The sequence below is a fragment of the Arthrobacter sp. 10N44_2 genome, assembly GCF_056394385.1.
This window is the reverse complement of the sequence record NZ_JBFTHT010000001.1, coordinates 578752-594551: the sequence shown is the minus strand read 5'-3', so window position 1 is coordinate 594551 and position 15800 is coordinate 578752. Positions and strand designations below refer to the sequence as shown.

Below are 15800 nucleotides of genomic sequence, written 5' to 3'. Positions count from 1 at the left end.
CCCCGGGAGGGGGACATGCCCATTCTTCACCGCGCGGGGTGGACATTTGGGCCGCATGTCCACTGGCGGCGGGCAGGGGAGGGCATGTCCCTGTGCCCGGTGCGGGCATGCCCCGCCGCGGCCTCGGGGAAGGGAGATGCCCATTCTTGGGCACGGGGAGTGGGCACGTGGTGGCGTGGTGGCGGTGAGGCCGTGCCTAGTAGACGGACCCTTCCAAGAGTTCTGAGAGTCGGCTGGCGGCGCGCCGGAGTTCAGGAACGCCGGCCTCGAGGCCGGCTTCGGTGGCTGACTCAACGGGGCTGGTTAGTGCCATGGACTCACTGGGGCGTCGGGTTCCGTTCGGCACAGCGACGGCGACCGACAGCACGCCGGTGGCACGCTCATCGGCCGAATACGCGTAATCGACGCCGGGCTCAGGCAGGCGTGCGCGGAGCTCGTCGGCAGTAAATGTACTCTCCTCATGGCCGGATGCGACGGCCGCGGCTACCACTTGCCCGAGTTCCGCATCGGAAACGGTGGCCAGCAGGATCTTCCCGGCCGCTCCGACGGTGAGGGGGAGCCGCTTACCCAGCGGCAGGTCATAGCGGAGGGGCGAGTCGCCGTCGACACGTGCGACGAGGATCCTTTCAAAGCCCAGCCTGGTGTACAGCGAGGCCGTGAGTCCCGTCTGCGAGGCCACCTGTTGGAGGATCGGCCGCGCGGCAACCACGAGGGGGTCGTTCTCCAGGTAGCTCCGGGCCGCGGGCAGGACCGCGGGGCCGATCCGGTAGGACTTGTCCGTCTGGCTGACCATGCCGAAATCCTGAAGGACCCGCAGGATCCGCAGCGTCGTCGGCAGGCTCATGCCGCAGGTCCTGGCCAGGTCACTGAGGCGCTGGGGCCGCTCCGCACGTTGGAGTTCGGCGAAAACCTCCATAGACCTGGACAGGGAGCGCATGTTCCCGGCCTTGGGGCCGCCCTCTTCAGCGGAGCCGGCCGAATGTGTCGAAGTCACTGTCATTGTTTCATTCTATGTAACTGCACTGCGCTTGACAGCGTTTGTGTCTCCTGTCACTATTTCTTCAGACGAAATGTTCTTTCATTCTATGAAATAGAATATCGCGAAACGTAAGAAGGAAAACGATGACAACGGAGTCACTACTGACTAAACCCGAGCGCGCCATCCGCGTCGCTCCGTCGGTGCTTGCGGGCATCGGCACGTTCACCGCCGTCGGCGTCTATGTTCTGGTCAGTTCGGTCGGCCTCGGCCTCTGGACGTCGTTGGGGCCAGGCCCCGGCCTGTTCCCGTTCGCCATGGGAGGGGTGCTGGTCGCGATGTCGGCGCTCTGGCTGGTCCAGGAGCTGCGCCGGCCGAGCGAGAGGGCCGAGGGGATCGACAGGGGTCTGGTGATCGCGGTCGTGGTCAGCCTTGTGCTTGTGGCGTCCGTCATGGATTTGCTGGGCTTTCAGCTGAGCATGTTCCTGTTCCTGCTCTATCACCTGAAACTGCGGGGCCGCCGGACCTGGGTGTCCTCCCTGATCATCGCCCTTGCCGGAAGCGTCGGTGCGTTCTTTGCCTTCAACTACGGGCTGAACGTCGCACTCCCCGTCTCGGCATTCGCTCCGCTGAACCTGATCGGACTATAGACGTGGACACACTTAACGAACTGCTCGGCGGCTTCGCAGCCGCCATGACCTGGCAAAATCTGATCTTCGCCTTCCTGGGCTGCCTGCTGGGCACCATCATTGGGGTCCTTCCCGGAGTTGGCCCGGTGGCCGGTGTAGCCCTGCTCATCCCGCTCACTTTGAACCTGGACCCCACCGGTTCGATCATCATGCTGTGCGCCATTTTCTACGGCACCCAGTACGGCGGAACCATCACCAGTGTCCTTTTGAACACTCCGGGTGAGGCGTCGTCGGCGATCACCACCATCGACGGTTACGCGATGACCAAGCTCGGCAGGGCCGGTGCGGCGCTGACCCTGGCCGCAGTAGGTTCCTTCGTCGGCGGAACCATCGCCACCATCGGACTGGTCGCTGCTGCTAAGCCCCTGGGCGAACTGGGCCTGCTCGTCGGTCCGCCGGAGTTCTTCGCCCTCATGGTCGTCGGCATCTCCCTGCTGGTCGCCCTGGCTGGCAAATCCATGGTCAAGGCCCTGATCTCCGGAGCCCTGGGCCTGCTGATCTCCATGGTCGGCATCGACCCCGTTGCGGGTGCCCCGCGCTTCACCTTCGGGATGGACCGGCTCCTGGACGGCGTTAGTTTCGTGGCCGTCATTGTCGGCGTCTTCGGGCTCTCCGAAATCCTGTCCCACCGCAAGAACGCGGAAACTCCGTTGGTTCATGCCCCCGGACTCCGCTCGCTGCTCCCCACCCGGACGGAATGGCGCCGCAGCGCCCCCGCCATGGCCCGGGGCACCGGCGTCGGCTTCGGACTCGGCCTTATTCCCGGCATGACCGGATCAGTCTCGTCCCTGCTGTCCTATGCCGCGGAAAAGAAGTTCTCCCGCTTCCGCCACCAACTCGGCAAGGGCGCAGTCGAAGGCGTCGCCGGTCCCGAAACCGCCAACAACGCCCACGCCAATGCCGCCCTGATCCCGCTCTTCACCCTCGGCATCCCCGCATCCCCGACCATCGCCGTGCTGATGGGCGCGTTCCTGCAACAGGGCCTGACCCCCGGACCCAGCCTCTTCACCGAACATTCCGACATCGCCTGGGCCATCATCGCCAGCCTCTTCATCGGAAACGTGCTGCTGCTGCTGCTCAACGTCCCCCTGGTCGGCCTTTGGACCTCCATTCTGCGCGTCCCCACGCCGATCCTGACCGCCCTGATCCTGCTGTTCATGGTCATCGGCGCCTACACCATCAACTTCAGCGTGTTCGACGTCTTCGTCATGATCGGGTTCGGTCTCCTCGGCCTGGCCCTGCGGAACCTGGACATCCCGTTGGCACCGATGGTCCTCACCCTGGTGCTCGGCCCCCTGATGGAACGCTCACTACGCGAATCCCTGGAAATCTCCCAAGGCGACTTCAGCGTCTTCACCAGCCGCTCCATCTCCGCCGTCCTGATCGGCGCCGGCGTGCTGATCATCTGCAGCCCGCTGCTCAAGTTCCGCAAACCCAAGGCCCTCACCGAGGATCCCGAAGCCTGACCCTCCTAATACACCGTCCAAACACCCACCAGCCACCAACGCATTTCTTCAAAGGAGAAGACCCTTGTCACGCAATATAATCACCGCAGCCTTCGCAGCAGCAGCACTTATCGCCCTCACCGGCTGCGGCGCCAACGCCAGCGCCTCCAACACCTCAGGGGAGGACTTCCCCAAGAAGGGCAAGTCCATCGACCTGATTGTTGCCTTCTCCTCCGGCGGAGCCGTGGACACCGCAGCCCGCCTCGTTCAGCCGATCCTGGAGAAGGAACTCGGCACCAACGTCGAGGTCATCAACAAGCCAGGCGCCGGCGGACAGATCGGCTACACGGCACTGACCAGCGCCAAGCCCGACGGGTACACCATCGGCGCGACCGGCTCACCGTCAGTGGTCGTTTCACCGCTGGACCCGGCCCGCGGCGCCAAATACACCCGCGCCAGCTTCCAGCCCCTCGGCCGTCAGGTCATCGACCCCGCCGTCATTGCCGTCCAGCCGGACAGCCCGTACAAGACGCTGAAGGAACTCCTCGACGCCGCCAAGGCAAACCCGAAATCCATGACCGCCAGCACCACCGGACTGCAGACCGGCGAACACTTCGCCCTGGCCCAGATCCAGGAAACCACCGGCTCCGAATTCGCCCCCGTGCACTTCTCCGAAGGCGCCTCCCAGGCCACCACCGCGTTCCTCGGCCGGCACGTGGACGTCCTCGTTGCCAACGTCAGTGACGTGACCGACCTGACCAAGCAGGGCAAGGCCCGGGTCCTGGGCATCATGACCGCCGAACGCTCACCCTCGCTGCCTGACGTTCCCACCTTCCAGGAATCCGGCTATGAGGTGGAAGCCGGTACGGTCCGCGGTTACTCCGCACCGGCCGGGCTGCCGGACGCCGTTGCCAAGAAGCTGGAAGCCGCCCTCCAAAAGGCCATCGAGGATCCTGCCGTCAAGGAAAAGATGAGCGCCCTGGGCCTGCAGACCAGCTACCTCTCCGGCACCGACTACGAGAAGTTCTGGGCCGGACAGGAAGAGGACTTCAAGAAGGTCCTCCCGCTGGTCCAGAAAAAAGACTAGTCCAACCACCAGCCGCCACCCACGGAAGAATCCACCATGACAACTCCTGTCCTTGAGGACATCGACGCAAACTTCGTCCGCCCCGACCGGGACCTGATAGGCCGCCTTGCCAAACTTCCCGCCGCCAACATCGGCGACGCCATGGACCGCCTCGGAATCGCGGACTCAGCCATTCAGGCAATCTGGCCCGGCGCCCGCCTCGCCGGACCAGCCTTCACCGTCTGGACACGCCCCGGGGACAACCAGGGCATCCACCGCGCACTGCAGCTCGCCCGCGCCGGGGACGTGATCGTCGTCGCCGGCGGCGGAGACGAATCCCGGGCACTTTTGGGCGAGCTCATCGGCGAACGGGCCATCAATCTTGGCCTCGCCGGCTTCGCCCTGGACGGGGCAGCCCGCGACGCCGAAGCCCTCCGCGAGATCGGCATGCCCGTCTTTGCCCGCGCCATCACCCCGGCCGGACCATACAAGAACGGACCCTCCCGTCTCGGCACGCCCATCTCCTTCGGCGGGATCCCCGTCCTGCCCGGGGACATCATCATCGGCGACTCCGACGGCGTCGTCGTCATCCCCAGGGAACAGGCAATTGCTGTAGCCGAAGCCGCCGAAGCAGTCTTCGACGACGAAACCACCCGCCGGGCCGCCATCATCGCCGACCGACACTAAAGCAAGAAAGACAGAAAACTATGACCGCGTGCACCATCATCGGCCTCGGCGAAGCCGGAGCCACCTACGCGACTGCACTCATTGCGGCAGGCCACAGCGTCACAGGATTTGATCCCGTCGCACCATCCACCCCGGCCGGCGTCACCAGGGCAGCAACCGCGGCCGAGGCGTGCCTTGGCGCAGACGTTGTCCTGGTCCTCACCGGAGCGGCCGCAGCCCGCAGTGTGGCCCAGGAATGCCTGCCCGTTTTGCCGGAGGGCAGCTGCTATGCCGACTTCACCTCGTCCTCACCGCACGTCATGCGGGAACTTGGGCAGTTGCCCAGTCCGGCACTCTTCGTTGACGTCGCCATCCTCGGGCCCGTAGCCGCGCTGGGCGAGAAGACCCCGCTGATGGTCAGTGGCCCGGGGTCCCGGGCCGTTGCCGATCTCCTGGCGCCGCTTGGTGCCGAGGTCGAAATCGCCGACGGCGAGCCCGGGGCCGCGATGGCCCACAAACTGCTCCGCAGCGTCTTGATGAAAGGCCTGGCCTCCGTGGTGGTCGAAGCCGTCACGGCGGGACGGGCCGCGGGACTGGAAGATTGGATCCGGAGTCAGATCGCCAGGCAGCTGGCGGGGGACGGCCAGGCAGTCATCGACAGGTTCCTCACCGGCACAGCCAAGCACGCCCTGCGCCGTTCCAAGGAGATGCAGGACACTGCCGGCTACCTCACCGACCTCGGAGTCCCCGCCGAAATGACCACAGCCTCCGCTGCGGCACTTACGCGCATCGCCGAGAAATCAGCACAGGCGGCGCCGGCCTTGCGCTGACCCCGACCTCAGGCAGAATCGTTTACAGGAATCAATGATGAACCATCCGCAAACCAGCACTACCCCGTCAGGAGCAGCAGCATGATCGGCATCTGGGCCCTGGCAGCCTATCTGGCCGTCATCCTGCTGTGGACGACCCTTCTCAAGCGCAGCGTTGGAGAGGCCATGATCCTCGGATTCCTGGTCGTCCTGCCTTTCACGGGGGTCACAGCGGCGCAGATCGGCTGGTCCTCCCTTTACACGGCGGTGACTGATGAAATCGTCTACGCCACCATGGCGTTCGTCTTCATGGGGTACCTGCTGGACAAGACCGGAGTGCTGGACCGGCTCATCGACCTGTTGAACTCACTGATCGGCGGTACCAAGGGAGGCCCCGCCTGGGTGTCCACCGTGGCGTCGGCAGGCCTCGGCGGGGTGGTCCACAACCAGGCGGCGATCGCCGCGACCGTGGGTTCCGTGACCATCCCGTGGATGGAAAAGTCCCGGCTCGACAAGCCCGCGGCCGCGACCCTCGTCGCGGGAAACGCCGGAATGGGCATCACTTTCCCGTTCAGCGCTTCGATGTTCGTCCTGGTCGGCTCCGCCACAGTCGGGCCCCTGCTCAACGTCAATGAACTCGTGCTTCCGCTGTTCATCGGCGGGCTGTGGTGCTTCCTGCACCGGCTGATCGTCACCTGGCTGCTGATCCGCAAGAGCGGGATGACACCCTTGGATGCCGCGCACCGGTTGCCGGTCCGGGCGGCGTTCGGCCGCGGCTGGGCCACGCTGCTTTTGTTCGTCGTGGTGGCCATCCCACTGATCATCACCTCCGGCTTCATCGCCACCGCACTGTCGGACTGGACCGGCGGAGACATCACCAAGTCCCTGAGCATCATCGTCTGGATCCCGGTGGTCCTGATCATCACCGGCGCCGTCCTCGGCCGAAAAAACCTCCCACGCAGCGGCCGGGGCTGGTGGACCCTGCTGCAGGAGTCCGCCCCGAGGTTCGGGATCGTCGGCATCACTGTCGTCTTCGCCTTCGCCGGCGCCAACGCCCTCGCCGCCACCGGCCTGCCCCAGCAAATGACGGCACTGCTCAACCGGATGAACCTGCCCCTGTGGCTCCTCGCCATCCTCATCGGGCTGATCGTCATCGCCGTCGCCGCGCCCCTCTCCGCCACGGCCACCATGGCCGCCGTCGGAACCGTCGGTGTCGCCACACTCGTTAGCGCCGGTGTTCCGGCGACCACCGCCGCCGTCGCCGTGCTCGTCTTCTCATCCTGCGAAGCCGCCGTTCCCCCCGGAGGCGCGCCCCTGTATGTCGCCTGCGGCATCGCGGACGTGGACCCGATCAAAACCTTCGCCCGACTGCTCACCCACTACGCCCTGCCCCTGCTGGGCATCGGCGTGCTCATCATCCTCGGCATCTTGCCGATCTAAAGGAACCGCGACATGCACAAGATCAGACGAGCCATCGAAGTCATCTTCATCGTGAGCCTCGCCGCCCTCCTCGCCGGCGGAGTCCTGTTCGTGACGGGCCAGGCCATCGCCCTTGCCGCCGGCCAGAGCGAATGGCTCGTATTCTTCAACGAATCCGTCAAGCCCCCGATGTGCCTTGCGGCATCGATCTGTGCGATCGCCGGGTTCTTCCTCAACTACAAGCGCTCCGAAAACAAGGAACAGACTCCCCAGAAGGCAGCGACGCGATGACCGACACCAGGGAATCCGGAACCTACCCGTCCTTCGCCGAACTTCTCGAACGGGAGGGCGCGCTATCCGGGACGTCGTGGGGGCTGTTTCCCCAACCTGACCGCGGAACGCCGTCCTTCATCACGCAGGACACCACCCTGGAGGCCAGGAACTGCATCAGGACCGGCGTGGTCTTCGGCCTGGACTACCCGGCCGATGCCTTCGATCCCGGAATGTCACTCAAGCGCAGCGCCCCTCGTCACACCATCTACTCCTCCCACCCGGCCCACCGGGACGACTACCTGGACGGGTATTACCTCCAGGGATCCACGCAGGTCGACGGGCTCCGGCACCGCCGGGCAGACGACATCGGCTTCTACAACGGCACCCGCGATGACCGGATTACGGAAGGCACCCCGGACCTCGGCATCCAGGAATGGGCTGACAAACCCATCGTCGGCAGGGGAGTGCTCGTCGACCTCGACGGCTACCGCACCGGCGAAGGCACTCCCATTGACCACACAGCAGGTGAGCCCCTCGGGCTTGACCTGATCCAGGCAGCCATCCAGGCCCAATCCCTCACCATCCAGCCGGGCGACATCCTCATGCTCCACACCGGATGGTGTGAATGGTTCCTGGCCCTGACCATGGCGGACAAGCAACAAACCCGGGAGAGCCGCCGCGCCACCGGCATCGCCCAATCACAGGAATTCGTCGCCTGGGCCTGGGACCACCGCCTCGCGCTGATTGCCGCCGACAACTTCGCCCTCGAATGCCTGCCCGTCATTCCCGAAAGCCCCTTTCTGTTATCGGCGCCCAACGACCACGGCATGATGCACCAACAGCTCTTGGCCAAACTCGGCATGCCGCTCGGCGAACTCTGGAAGCTGGGACCCCTCAGCCGACACATGAAGAAGACCGGAACCTGGGACGCCTTCGTCAGCATCAAACCGCTGAACATCACCGGCGGCACCGGGTCACCTGCGAACGCCACCGCAGCGACGTGAGGGCAGGTCCACTGGCTGCGGCCAGGGGAGGGCATGTCCACTGGGTTGGCAGCGGAACCGCGGCCCGGCCATCCGGGCCTAGTCTTCCGGGTCCTCCGGCTCACCCAGCCCACGGGCGGCGAGGGCCTCGCCGGTCTGCCGGGCGAAGGCCACCGTGCTGATGAAGACGGGCAACACAAGGGCCCGCGGGTTGCGTTCGAGTCCGCGCGCCCGGGCCGAGTCGCGCACGTCCGTGTAGGCCCCGGCAACGAACGGGATGCTGCGGAGCATGATGGCGATGGTCAGGGCGAAGCGTTCCGGGTCCGCACCGAAGCGCCGGAACGGCCGGGCAAGCGACGCCACGCCGTCGAGGAGTGCCTGCACAGGAGTGGTGGCGGTCAGGATAGACGCCGCGACGACGCAGACCAGGACGTTCAGGACGATCCGGGCGGCGGTCGGTGCGCCCAGCTGCCACCATTGAAAAAGCCCGATCGCCACGAGTACCGGAAGGACCGGACGCACCGCCCGGAACAGCCGGGCCGGGCCGGCCCCGCTGAGCAGGAACAGTCCGCAGAGCAGCACCAGCATGACGGCCGACACGGCCCAGTCCGCGATCAGGAACGACGTCATTCCGCACCCAACGACCAGCAGGAACTTCAGCCACAGCGGCGCACGGTGGACCAGGGACGAGCCCGGCACATACGCCGCCAGCAGGAAGCCGTGGCCGCTCACGCCTGCTCCCGCCGGGCCTGGTCGGGCACGGCCCGCTCCAGCCGGCCGCCGGCTACGCCGCCGAGCCCACCGCCTGCTGGGACGCCGTCAGCCGCTGGCAGGCCCGCCGCGCACAGGGCACGGTAACGGGTGACGGCGGCCGCCGGTTCGCCGTCGAACACCACCTTCCCGGCGTCCACCACCAGGACGCGGTGCATGTCCAGGGCCAGCTCAAGGTCGTGGGTGGACAGAATCACCTGCTGGCGGAGCCCGGCGAGCGTGCGCCGCAGGAGTTCGCGGTTCCGCAGATCCAGCAGCGTGGACGGCTCGTCCAGGACCAGCACCTCCGGATCGACGGCCAGGACGGCGGCGAGCGCCAGGAGCTGGCGTTCGCCGCCGGAGAGTTCGTAGATGCTTTGGTCCGCCAGCGGCAGGAGGCCGAAGCGTTCCAGGACCGACTCCGCATGGGCCCTGCGCTCGGTGGCGTTGCGGATGGAGCGGCGCAGGGACAGTTCCACATCCTCGCGTCCGGTGGGCATGACGAGCTGGGAGAGCGGGTCGGTGAACACGAAGCCCACGCGGCGGCGGACCTCCCGGACGGCCCGGACGGTATCGGCGCCGTCGACTCTCACGGTGCCGTCGCTGGGTGCCACGAGGCCGTTCAGGAGCCTCAGGAGGGTGGACTTGCCCGAGCCGTTGGCCCCGATAACCCCGATCCGCCGTTCCGTCAGGTCGAGCGAAAACTCCTGGAGCAGCGTCTTGGGTGCGGGGCGGCCGTCAACCGGCACCCGCACCGAAACCCGGTCCAGGACGATGATGCTCACGGGCGGGTGTCAACCGTCCGGACACGGCGCAGCAGCAGGTCCGGGAAGGCCTTGTGCAGGGCCAAGGCGATGCTGACGGCCAGGACGTTCTTGATGATGTCGCCGGGGTAGAACACGAGATCGGCCAGGAAGGCTTTGGAGAAGTCCAGCTTGGCGTTGACCATCATGCCCAGGATGCCCAGGCCGTGGATGAAGACGATGCTGCTCACCATGGCGGCGGCGAACAAGAGGATGGCCCGCAGTCTGCCTTTGCGGTTGGCGGTGCGCTTGAGCACGACGACGGTCAGCCAGCCGACGGCCGTGGCGGCCAGCAGGAACCCGATGATGTAGCCGGCGGAGGGTCCGGCGAGGACGCCCAGCCCGCTGCGGCCGCCACTGAAGATCGGCAAGCCGGCGAAGCCCAGGAGCAGGTACAGGCCGACGGCGGCGAAGGCCCGGCCAGGGCCCAGGGCCAGGCCCGTGAGCATGACGGCTAGGGTCTGCAGCGTGATGGGCACGCCGAGGCCGCCTACGGGAATGGCGGCGATCAGTGCCGAAGCGGCCACCAGGGCGGCGAAGACGGCGATGAGGCCAAGGTCGGTGGCATTCCAGCGGACCCGGCGGCGCGGGGTCCTGGCTGCGGCGGGACGGTCGGTTTGCGTCATGATGTTCCTGTCGGGGTGCTGCTCAGGGGGCTGCGGCGGAAATATGGATTGTGATATTGACTGTACGGCCGCCGCGCGGACGGTTTTTTGTAGGCGCCCCACTAACGCGCGGCCCGGTTGCTGGAGGGCACCGCCAATGAACACGGCCAGCCGGCCGGGCCAGCATCGCGACGGCGGCTGCCTGCTGCCATACGTGCCAATGTCAGGGAGCCGGGGTGGTGCCGGTAGACTTGCAGAGGCCGTGCTCTCGCATCGCCCTGCCCCGGCCCCGCCCAGACTCCACCCGTCGTGCCGCGGCATTCCCTGTTGTGAAAGGCCTTAGCTGCATTGATTACCGTCCAGGATCTCGAACTGCGCGCCGGCGCCCGCCTCCTCATGGACCAGGTGAGCTTCCGGATCGACAAGGGAGACAAGATCGGTCTGGTCGGCCGTAACGGTGCAGGCAAGACAACGCTGACCCGGGTGCTTGCGGGCGAGGGCCTGCCCGCCGCCGGCAAGGTAACCCGCACCGGCGAAATCGGCTACCTGCCGCAGGATCCGCGCACCCCGGACATGGAGCAGCTCGCGCGGGACCGGATCCTGTCCGTCCGCGGCCTGGACATTGCCGTGGGCAAGCTCCGCCTGGCGCACGAAGAGATGGCCAGCGAGGACGCTACGGTCCAGCGCAAGGCGATGAACCGCTATGACCGGCTTGAATCCGAATTCCTGGCCGCCGGCGGCTATGCCGCCGAAGCCGAGGCGGCAGCGATCTGCTCGAACCTCGCCCTGCCGGACCGGCTGCTGAACCAGCCGCTCAAGACCCTGTCCGGTGGACAACGGCGCCGCGTCGAGCTTGCGCGCATCCTGTACTCGGACGCCGAAACCATGCTCCTCGATGAGCCCACCAACCACCTCGACGCCGATTCCATCTCCTGGCTCCGTGAGTTCCTCAAGAACCACCAGGGCGGGCTGATCGTCATCAGCCACGACACCGAACTGCTCGAAGCGACGGTCAACAAGGTCTTCCTCCTCGACCCCAACCGCGCGCAGATCGACTTCTACAACATGGACTGGAAGCGCTACCTCAACCAGCGCGAAACGGACGAGCGCGCCCGCAAGCGTGAGCGGGCCAATGCGGAAAAGAAGGCCCAGGTCCTCATCGACCAGGCCAACAAAATGCGCGCCAAGGCCACCAAGGCCGTCGCCGCCCAGAACATGGCCAAGCGTGCCGAGCGCCTGCTCGGCGGCCTCGAAGCCGTCCGCGCGACCGACCGCGTGGCAGCACTGCGCTTTCCGGATCCGTCACCCTGCGGCAAGACCCCGCTCACCGCGGACGGCCTCAGCAAGTCCTACGGCTCGCTGGAGATCTTCACCGACGTCGACCTTGCCATTGACCGCGGGTCCAAGGTGGTCATCCTGGGCCTCAACGGCGCCGGCAAGACCACGCTGCTGCGGATGCTGGCCGGCGTCGACAAGCCGGACACCGGCGAAGTCGTTGCAGGCCACGGCCTGAAGGTGGGCTACTACGCGCAGGAGCACGAGACGCTCGACGTGGACCGCACCGTCCTGCAGAACATGCGCTCCTCCGCCCCGGACATGAACGACGCGGAAGTCCGCAACATCCTGGGCTCATTCCTGTTCTCCGGCGACGACGTCGACAAGCCCGCCGGTGTGCTCTCCGGCGGCGAGAAGACCCGGCTGGCGCTGGCCACCATCGTGGCCTCGAGCGCGAACGTGCTGCTCCTCGACGAGCCCACCAACAACCTGGACCCCGCCAGCCGCGCCGAAATCCTCGGGGCCCTGAGCAACTACACCGGCGCCGTCGTCCTGGTCAGCCACGATGAGGGAGCCGTCGAGGCGCTCAACCCGGAGCGTGTCGTCCTGCTTCCCGACGGCATCGAGGACCACTGGAACGAAGACTACCTGGACCTCATCACGCTGGCGTAAGTCACCCAACCGACCCGCAGCCGGGGCCGTTCCCGGCACTGAAAACGGCCCCAGCAGCGAGGCAGCCGGGTGGCCCCAGCAGCGAGGCAGCCGGGTCAGCGGACCGGCATCTCTTCCGCGCCCGTGATCCGGTGCAGGTCCGCGTAGCTGATCGAGAACATCGAGTTGTGGTCCCCTGCGCCCGCCCAGAGCACGCGATGGGCCGACAACGACTCATCCAGCAGAGTCCGGATCTTCTCCGGGTGGCCTACCGGGGCGACGCCGCCCACCTCCTGGCCGGTGTGGGCCAGGACGAACTCGGGGGAGGCACGGCGGATCTTGCCCGTGCCCAGCCGGTCCGCGACCTTGCGGACGTCCACCTTGGCCGCGCCGCTGGCCAGGATGAGCAGCGGGGTGCCCTCGAGCTCGAACACCAGGCTGTTGGTGATCGCCGCGACATCGCAGCCCAGCGCAGCGGCGGCCGCTGCCGCCGTCGGCACCTTCGCGTCGAACACCGTCACGGTGTCCTGGGCGCCCAGGGCAGTGAGGGCACGCTTGACGTTGGCCACCGGGCCGGGAAAGGCGTCAGGGCTCATCGCTCAGAACCCCTGGGCGTCGAGGATGGCGTCTTCCTCTTCTTCCGCCGTCGCGTTCTTGCGCTTCCGCGGAGCAGGACGACGGCGGGCCACCGGGCCGCTGGAGTGCAGGAACACGCCCTCGGCGGCCTCGGCTTCGGCGTCCTCCGCGTCGATCGCGGCGTTGCGGGCCTGCTGCCTGGCCGCGTAGCCGAACCCGACGAACATCAGCACGCCGAACGCGAACCACTGCAGGGAGTAGGACAGGTGGGTGCCCTCATCAGTCGTCGGTTTAGGGAACGGGAACGGCATGTCCTGCACCGACGGCGACTCGGAGGCCAGCTGTCCGTAGGCGCCCGTCAGCAGCGGATAGCCCAGCTGCCCGGAATAGGCGGAGAGGTCGATCGAGGCCAGCTGTCCGTCAGGGGCGCCGCGCTGCAGCTCGGGCTCGGCCGGCTTGAGGCGGGCAACCACCGTCACCGGCCCCTGCGGCGGGGCAGGCACTGAGTCGGGCCGTCCCGGGGTGTTGTTGCCGATGGGCAGCCAGCCACGGTCGATCACCACGGTTTCGCCGGACTGGAGCTTGAAGGGGACCACCACCTCGTAGCCGGGCTGGCCGTTGAGCGGGCGGTTGCGGACAATGCGCTGGCCGGCGGCGTCGTAGCTGCCCTTCAGTTCCACCTGGGTCCACTCCCGCTCCGGATTCAGCCGGCTGAACTGGTCGCGGACATCGGCGAACGGCACGGGGGTGGCCGAGTAGTTGGAGACCACCCGGTTGATTTCGGCCAGGGTCTCGGCGCGGCGGTCCATCTGCCACCGGCCCAGCCCAACGCAGCCGGCAGCGAAAATCGCGGCCAGCAACAAGTACCCCAGCCATTTACTGGAGAAGAGAAAGCGGTACATTCAGCCGATCCTGCCTGACGGGTCGAGAGGGGCGGTCACTGGCGGGAGGGGGACGTTCTCTGCGCCGAGGACCACAGTCTCTTTCCACAGTCCGCGCGTCTGGAGGTAGTCCTCAAGCCACGCGCGGTGCTCCCCGCACGCCAGCCAGATCTTGCGCCGCTCCGGGGTGTGGATCTTGGGATTGTTCCACAGCAGCTGCCATTCCGCCGCCGCGCGGCAGGCTTTCCGCGAGCAGACGGTGCCCGGGGCCGCGGCCTTGTCCCCACCGGTCCCGGCCAGGTCAAAGAGATTCATGAAGCTGCCCGTCCGTGGTCGTCGTCGTTCTCATCTTCGATCAGCTCACCCTGCAGCAGCGTCCCTGAACCATCTGCGCCGTCGCTCAGATCCTGCCCGTTTGGATCCTGCCCGGCGGGGCCCGCGGTGTCCGGTGCGTCCAGCTCTGCGAGCGGAGCATAGTCCAGGAGCGAGTCACTGTGGATTTCCGCCTTGTCGCTGCCGTTGGCGATCACCACCGCCACCCAGGGCAGGAAGACAGCGCCGGCAATCGGCAGGAGCTTGAACCAGCCATCCACGACAAAAATCAGGATCAGGCAGACCATGCGGATGCCCATGGCGATGGCATACTTCACCATCCGCTGGTGCATCTCGTCCGAGTGCGCAGCAGCGGCGTCGGTGATGCTGTGCACCTCGGTACCGCCGGACTCGGAGTCCGGCCTCCCGGGCACATGAGCACCGGGTCGGTTTTTGAGTGTCACGGCTGTCAGATCACGCTCCCAAGGCTTACTTCGATTCTCTCACCATCGGCGGAGCCGCCCAAACGGAAGCGCACCGGGCGCTAAGATCGGAGGCAGGAAAATTCCAGCCCCCAACGCGGCCCTCCCTGCCGCAGAATCCCGGAGCCCCATATGACTGACACATCCACCACTGGCCGCAGCGTTCTGATCACCGGCGGAAACCGCGGGATCGGCCTGGCCATCGCCGAGTCCTTCCTGGCCAACGGCGACAAGGTAGCCGTGACCTTCCGCAGCGAATCGCCGCTGCCCGAGGGCATCCTCGGCGTCAAAGCGGACGTCACAGACGAAGCGTCGGTGGACGCCGCGTTCGCGGAAGTCGAAGCCGCCCACGGCCCGGTGGAAGTCCTTGTGGCCAATGCCGGCATCACCAAGGACACGCTCCTGATGCGGATGAGCGAAGACGACTTCACCTCGGTGATCGACACGAACCTCACGGGCGCCTTCCGGGTGATCAAGCGCGCATCCAAGGGCATGATCCGGGCGCGCAAGGGCCGCGTGGTGCTGATTTCCTCCGTCTCCGGCCTCTACGGCGCGCCGGGCCAGATCAACTACTCCGCCTCCAAGGCAGGCCTGGTGGGCATCGCCCGGTCGCTCACCCGCGAGCTCGGCGCACGCGGGATCACCGCGAATGTCGTCGCGCCCGGCTTCATCAACACCGACATGACGGCCGAGCTGCCCGAGGCCACGCAGAAGGACTACCTGACCAAGGTCCCCGCCGGCCGCTTCGCCGAGGCCTCCGAGGTCGCCAACGTCGTGCGCTGGATCGCCAGCGACGAGGCGTCCTACATTTCCGGTGCGGTCATTCCGGTCGACGGCGGCCTCGGAATGGGCCACTAGCCCCTGACACAGCAGGACGACACAGGACTCCTGCGGAGCACAGCGGACGACGGCGGATTCCGCCGTCGTCCGCTGTGCTGTGTCCGCTTGTTCTGTGTCCGCTTGTTCTGAGTCCGCTGTCTATTGCAACCCGGACCGGGCCACTGGAGACGCACACTTTTCCGGGCCGGGAACCGTGCCGGGTTCCGCGGCGGGCCTTTTTGCCCTTGGCTCCGGGGCTCCTGGAGCGTGTAATGGGCTCACAGCCCCTGACCATGCCGCGGCAGGGGCGTGGACGCAGG

The 15800-nt window shown here is 66.8% G+C and carries 18 protein-coding genes; 10 read left to right on the top strand and 8 right to left on the bottom strand.

The window, feature by feature from the left end:
• Nucleotides 1-196: 196 nt before the first annotated feature.
• Complete coding sequence (locus tag AC1DBX_RS02895) at nucleotides 197-1000, bottom strand: IclR family transcriptional regulator (protein ID WP_476931037.1); 804 nt, start codon at nucleotides 998-1000, stop codon at nucleotides 197-199.
• A 122-nt stretch (nucleotides 1001-1122) separates the two neighbouring features.
• Here AC1DBX_RS02895 and AC1DBX_RS02890 point away from each other — a divergent pair, with 122 nt between their 5' ends.
• From AC1DBX_RS02890 to AC1DBX_RS02855, 8 genes are all read left to right on the top strand, one after another.
• Nucleotides 1123-1626 carry a tripartite tricarboxylate transporter TctB family protein gene (locus tag AC1DBX_RS02890; RefSeq protein ID WP_476931036.1) on the top strand — a complete coding sequence of 168 codons (504 nt, stop codon included), beginning with the start codon at nucleotides 1123-1125 and terminating at the stop codon, nucleotides 1624-1626.
• Between the two features lie 2 nt (nucleotides 1627-1628).
• The gene (locus AC1DBX_RS02885) at nucleotides 1629-3131 is read left to right on the top strand and encodes a tripartite tricarboxylate transporter permease (protein WP_476931035.1); all 1503 of its coding nucleotides are present in this window, start codon (nucleotides 1629-1631) and stop codon (nucleotides 3129-3131) included.
• Nucleotides 3132-3195: 64 nt separating this feature from the next.
• Entirely contained in the window at nucleotides 3196-4197 is a 1002-nt protein-coding gene (locus tag AC1DBX_RS02880; RefSeq protein WP_476931034.1) for a tripartite tricarboxylate transporter substrate binding protein, read from the top strand.
• Nucleotides 4198-4233: 36 nt separating this feature from the next.
• A complete protein-coding gene (locus AC1DBX_RS02875; RefSeq protein ID WP_476872551.1) occupies nucleotides 4234-4863 on the top strand; it encodes an RraA family protein in 630 nt (209 codons plus the stop codon).
• Between the two features lie 20 nt (nucleotides 4864-4883).
• On the top strand, nucleotides 4884-5672 hold the full coding sequence (locus AC1DBX_RS02870; RefSeq protein WP_476855920.1) for an NAD(P)-dependent oxidoreductase: 789 nt from the start codon (nucleotides 4884-4886) through the stop codon (nucleotides 5670-5672).
• A gap of 81 nt (nucleotides 5673-5753) precedes the next feature.
• The gene (locus AC1DBX_RS02865; protein ID WP_476855919.1) at nucleotides 5754-7091 is read left to right on the top strand and encodes a TRAP transporter large permease subunit; all 1338 of its coding nucleotides are present in this window, start codon (nucleotides 5754-5756) and stop codon (nucleotides 7089-7091) included.
• Between the two features lie 12 nt (nucleotides 7092-7103).
• Nucleotides 7104-7361, top strand: a complete 258-nt coding sequence (locus AC1DBX_RS02860; protein ID WP_476931033.1) for a hypothetical protein — start codon at nucleotides 7104-7106, stop codon at nucleotides 7359-7361.
• Nucleotides 7358-8347: a cyclase family protein gene (locus AC1DBX_RS02855; RefSeq protein ID WP_476855917.1), complete on the top strand. Its 990-nt coding sequence runs from the start codon at nucleotides 7358-7360 to the stop codon at nucleotides 8345-8347. Before AC1DBX_RS02860 ends, AC1DBX_RS02855 begins: the two co-directional genes overlap by 4 nt.
• Nucleotides 8348-8425: 78 nt before the next feature.
• On the opposite strand, the gene AC1DBX_RS02850 is transcribed toward AC1DBX_RS02855, so the two are convergent.
• The 3 genes from AC1DBX_RS02850 to AC1DBX_RS02840 are packed head-to-tail and all read right to left on the bottom strand — an operon-like array spanning nucleotide 8426 to nucleotide 10505.
• Nucleotides 8426-9058: an energy-coupling factor transporter transmembrane component T family protein gene (locus AC1DBX_RS02850; protein ID WP_476849632.1), complete on the bottom strand. Its 633-nt coding sequence runs from the start codon at nucleotides 9056-9058 to the stop codon at nucleotides 8426-8428.
• Nucleotides 9055-9861: an energy-coupling factor ABC transporter ATP-binding protein gene (locus AC1DBX_RS02845; RefSeq protein WP_476931032.1), complete on the bottom strand. Its 807-nt coding sequence runs from the start codon at nucleotides 9859-9861 to the stop codon at nucleotides 9055-9057. The genes AC1DBX_RS02850 and AC1DBX_RS02845 overlap by 4 nt, the downstream gene beginning before the upstream one ends.
• Entirely contained in the window at nucleotides 9858-10505 is a 648-nt protein-coding gene (locus AC1DBX_RS02840; RefSeq protein ID WP_476849634.1) for a biotin transporter BioY, read from the bottom strand. The genes AC1DBX_RS02845 and AC1DBX_RS02840 overlap by 4 nt, the downstream gene beginning before the upstream one ends.
• Nucleotides 10506-10832: 327 nt before the next feature.
• Between AC1DBX_RS02840 and AC1DBX_RS02835 the strand changes: the two genes are divergently transcribed.
• Entirely contained in the window at nucleotides 10833-12431 is a 1599-nt protein-coding gene (locus tag AC1DBX_RS02835) for an ABC-F family ATP-binding cassette domain-containing protein (RefSeq protein WP_476855914.1), read from the top strand.
• Nucleotides 12432-12526: 95 nt separating this feature from the next.
• Here the strand turns inward: AC1DBX_RS02835 and AC1DBX_RS02830 are convergent, their stop codons facing one another.
• From AC1DBX_RS02830 to AC1DBX_RS02815, 4 genes are read right to left on the bottom strand one after another with little or no spacing between them, the layout of a single operon-like run.
• Nucleotides 12527-13006, bottom strand: coding sequence for a YbaK/EbsC family protein (locus AC1DBX_RS02830; RefSeq protein ID WP_230011473.1), 480 nt, complete (start codon nucleotides 13004-13006; stop codon nucleotides 12527-12529).
• Nucleotides 13007-13009: 3 nt separating this feature from the next.
• Complete coding sequence (locus tag AC1DBX_RS02825) at nucleotides 13010-13888, bottom strand: SURF1 family cytochrome oxidase biogenesis protein (RefSeq protein WP_476849637.1); 879 nt, start codon at nucleotides 13886-13888, stop codon at nucleotides 13010-13012.
• Nucleotides 13889-14182: a hypothetical protein gene (locus tag AC1DBX_RS02820; protein ID WP_476849638.1), complete on the bottom strand. Its 294-nt coding sequence runs from the start codon at nucleotides 14180-14182 to the stop codon at nucleotides 13889-13891.
• Complete coding sequence (locus tag AC1DBX_RS02815; protein WP_028275536.1) at nucleotides 14179-14643, bottom strand: DUF3099 domain-containing protein; 465 nt, start codon at nucleotides 14641-14643, stop codon at nucleotides 14179-14181. Before AC1DBX_RS02815 ends, AC1DBX_RS02820 begins: the two co-directional genes overlap by 4 nt.
• A gap of 150 nt (nucleotides 14644-14793) precedes the next feature.
• Between AC1DBX_RS02815 and AC1DBX_RS02810 the strand changes: the two genes are divergently transcribed.
• On the top strand, nucleotides 14794-15519 hold the full coding sequence (locus tag AC1DBX_RS02810; RefSeq protein WP_476872119.1) for a beta-ketoacyl-ACP reductase: 726 nt from the start codon (nucleotides 14794-14796) through the stop codon (nucleotides 15517-15519).
• Nucleotides 15520-15800: the final 281 nt, after the last annotated feature.

Excerpts from the sequence above, each read along its gene's own strand:
- AC1DBX_RS02895 (WP_476931037.1), bottom strand. The coding sequence starts at position 1,000 with ATGACAGTGACTTCGACACATTCGGCCGGCTCCGCTGAAGAGGGCGGC.
- AC1DBX_RS02890 (WP_476931036.1), top strand. The coding sequence starts at position 1,123 with ATGACAACGGAGTCACTACTGACTAAACCCGAGCGCGCCATCCGCGTC.
- AC1DBX_RS02875 (WP_476872551.1), top strand. The coding sequence starts at position 4,234 with ATGACAACTCCTGTCCTTGAGGACATCGACGCAAACTTCGTCCGCCCC.
- AC1DBX_RS02870 (WP_476855920.1), top strand. The coding sequence starts at position 4,884 with ATGACCGCGTGCACCATCATCGGCCTCGGCGAAGCCGGAGCCACCTAC.
- AC1DBX_RS02865 (WP_476855919.1), top strand. The coding sequence starts at position 5,754 with ATGATCGGCATCTGGGCCCTGGCAGCCTATCTGGCCGTCATCCTGCTG.
- AC1DBX_RS02860 (WP_476931033.1), top strand. The coding sequence starts at position 7,104 with ATGCACAAGATCAGACGAGCCATCGAAGTCATCTTCATCGTGAGCCTC.
- AC1DBX_RS02855 (WP_476855917.1), top strand. The coding sequence starts at position 7,358 with ATGACCGACACCAGGGAATCCGGAACCTACCCGTCCTTCGCCGAACTT.
- AC1DBX_RS02840 (WP_476849634.1), bottom strand. The coding sequence starts at position 10,505 with ATGACGCAAACCGACCGTCCCGCCGCAGCCAGGACCCCGCGCCGCCGG.
- AC1DBX_RS02830 (WP_230011473.1), bottom strand. The coding sequence starts at position 13,006 with ATGAGCCCTGACGCCTTTCCCGGCCCGGTGGCCAACGTCAAGCGTGCC.
- AC1DBX_RS02825 (WP_476849637.1), bottom strand. The coding sequence starts at position 13,888 with ATGTACCGCTTTCTCTTCTCCAGTAAATGGCTGGGGTACTTGTTGCTG.
- AC1DBX_RS02820 (WP_476849638.1), bottom strand. The coding sequence starts at position 14,182 with ATGAATCTCTTTGACCTGGCCGGGACCGGTGGGGACAAGGCCGCGGCC.
- AC1DBX_RS02810 (WP_476872119.1), top strand. The coding sequence starts at position 14,794 with ATGACTGACACATCCACCACTGGCCGCAGCGTTCTGATCACCGGCGGA.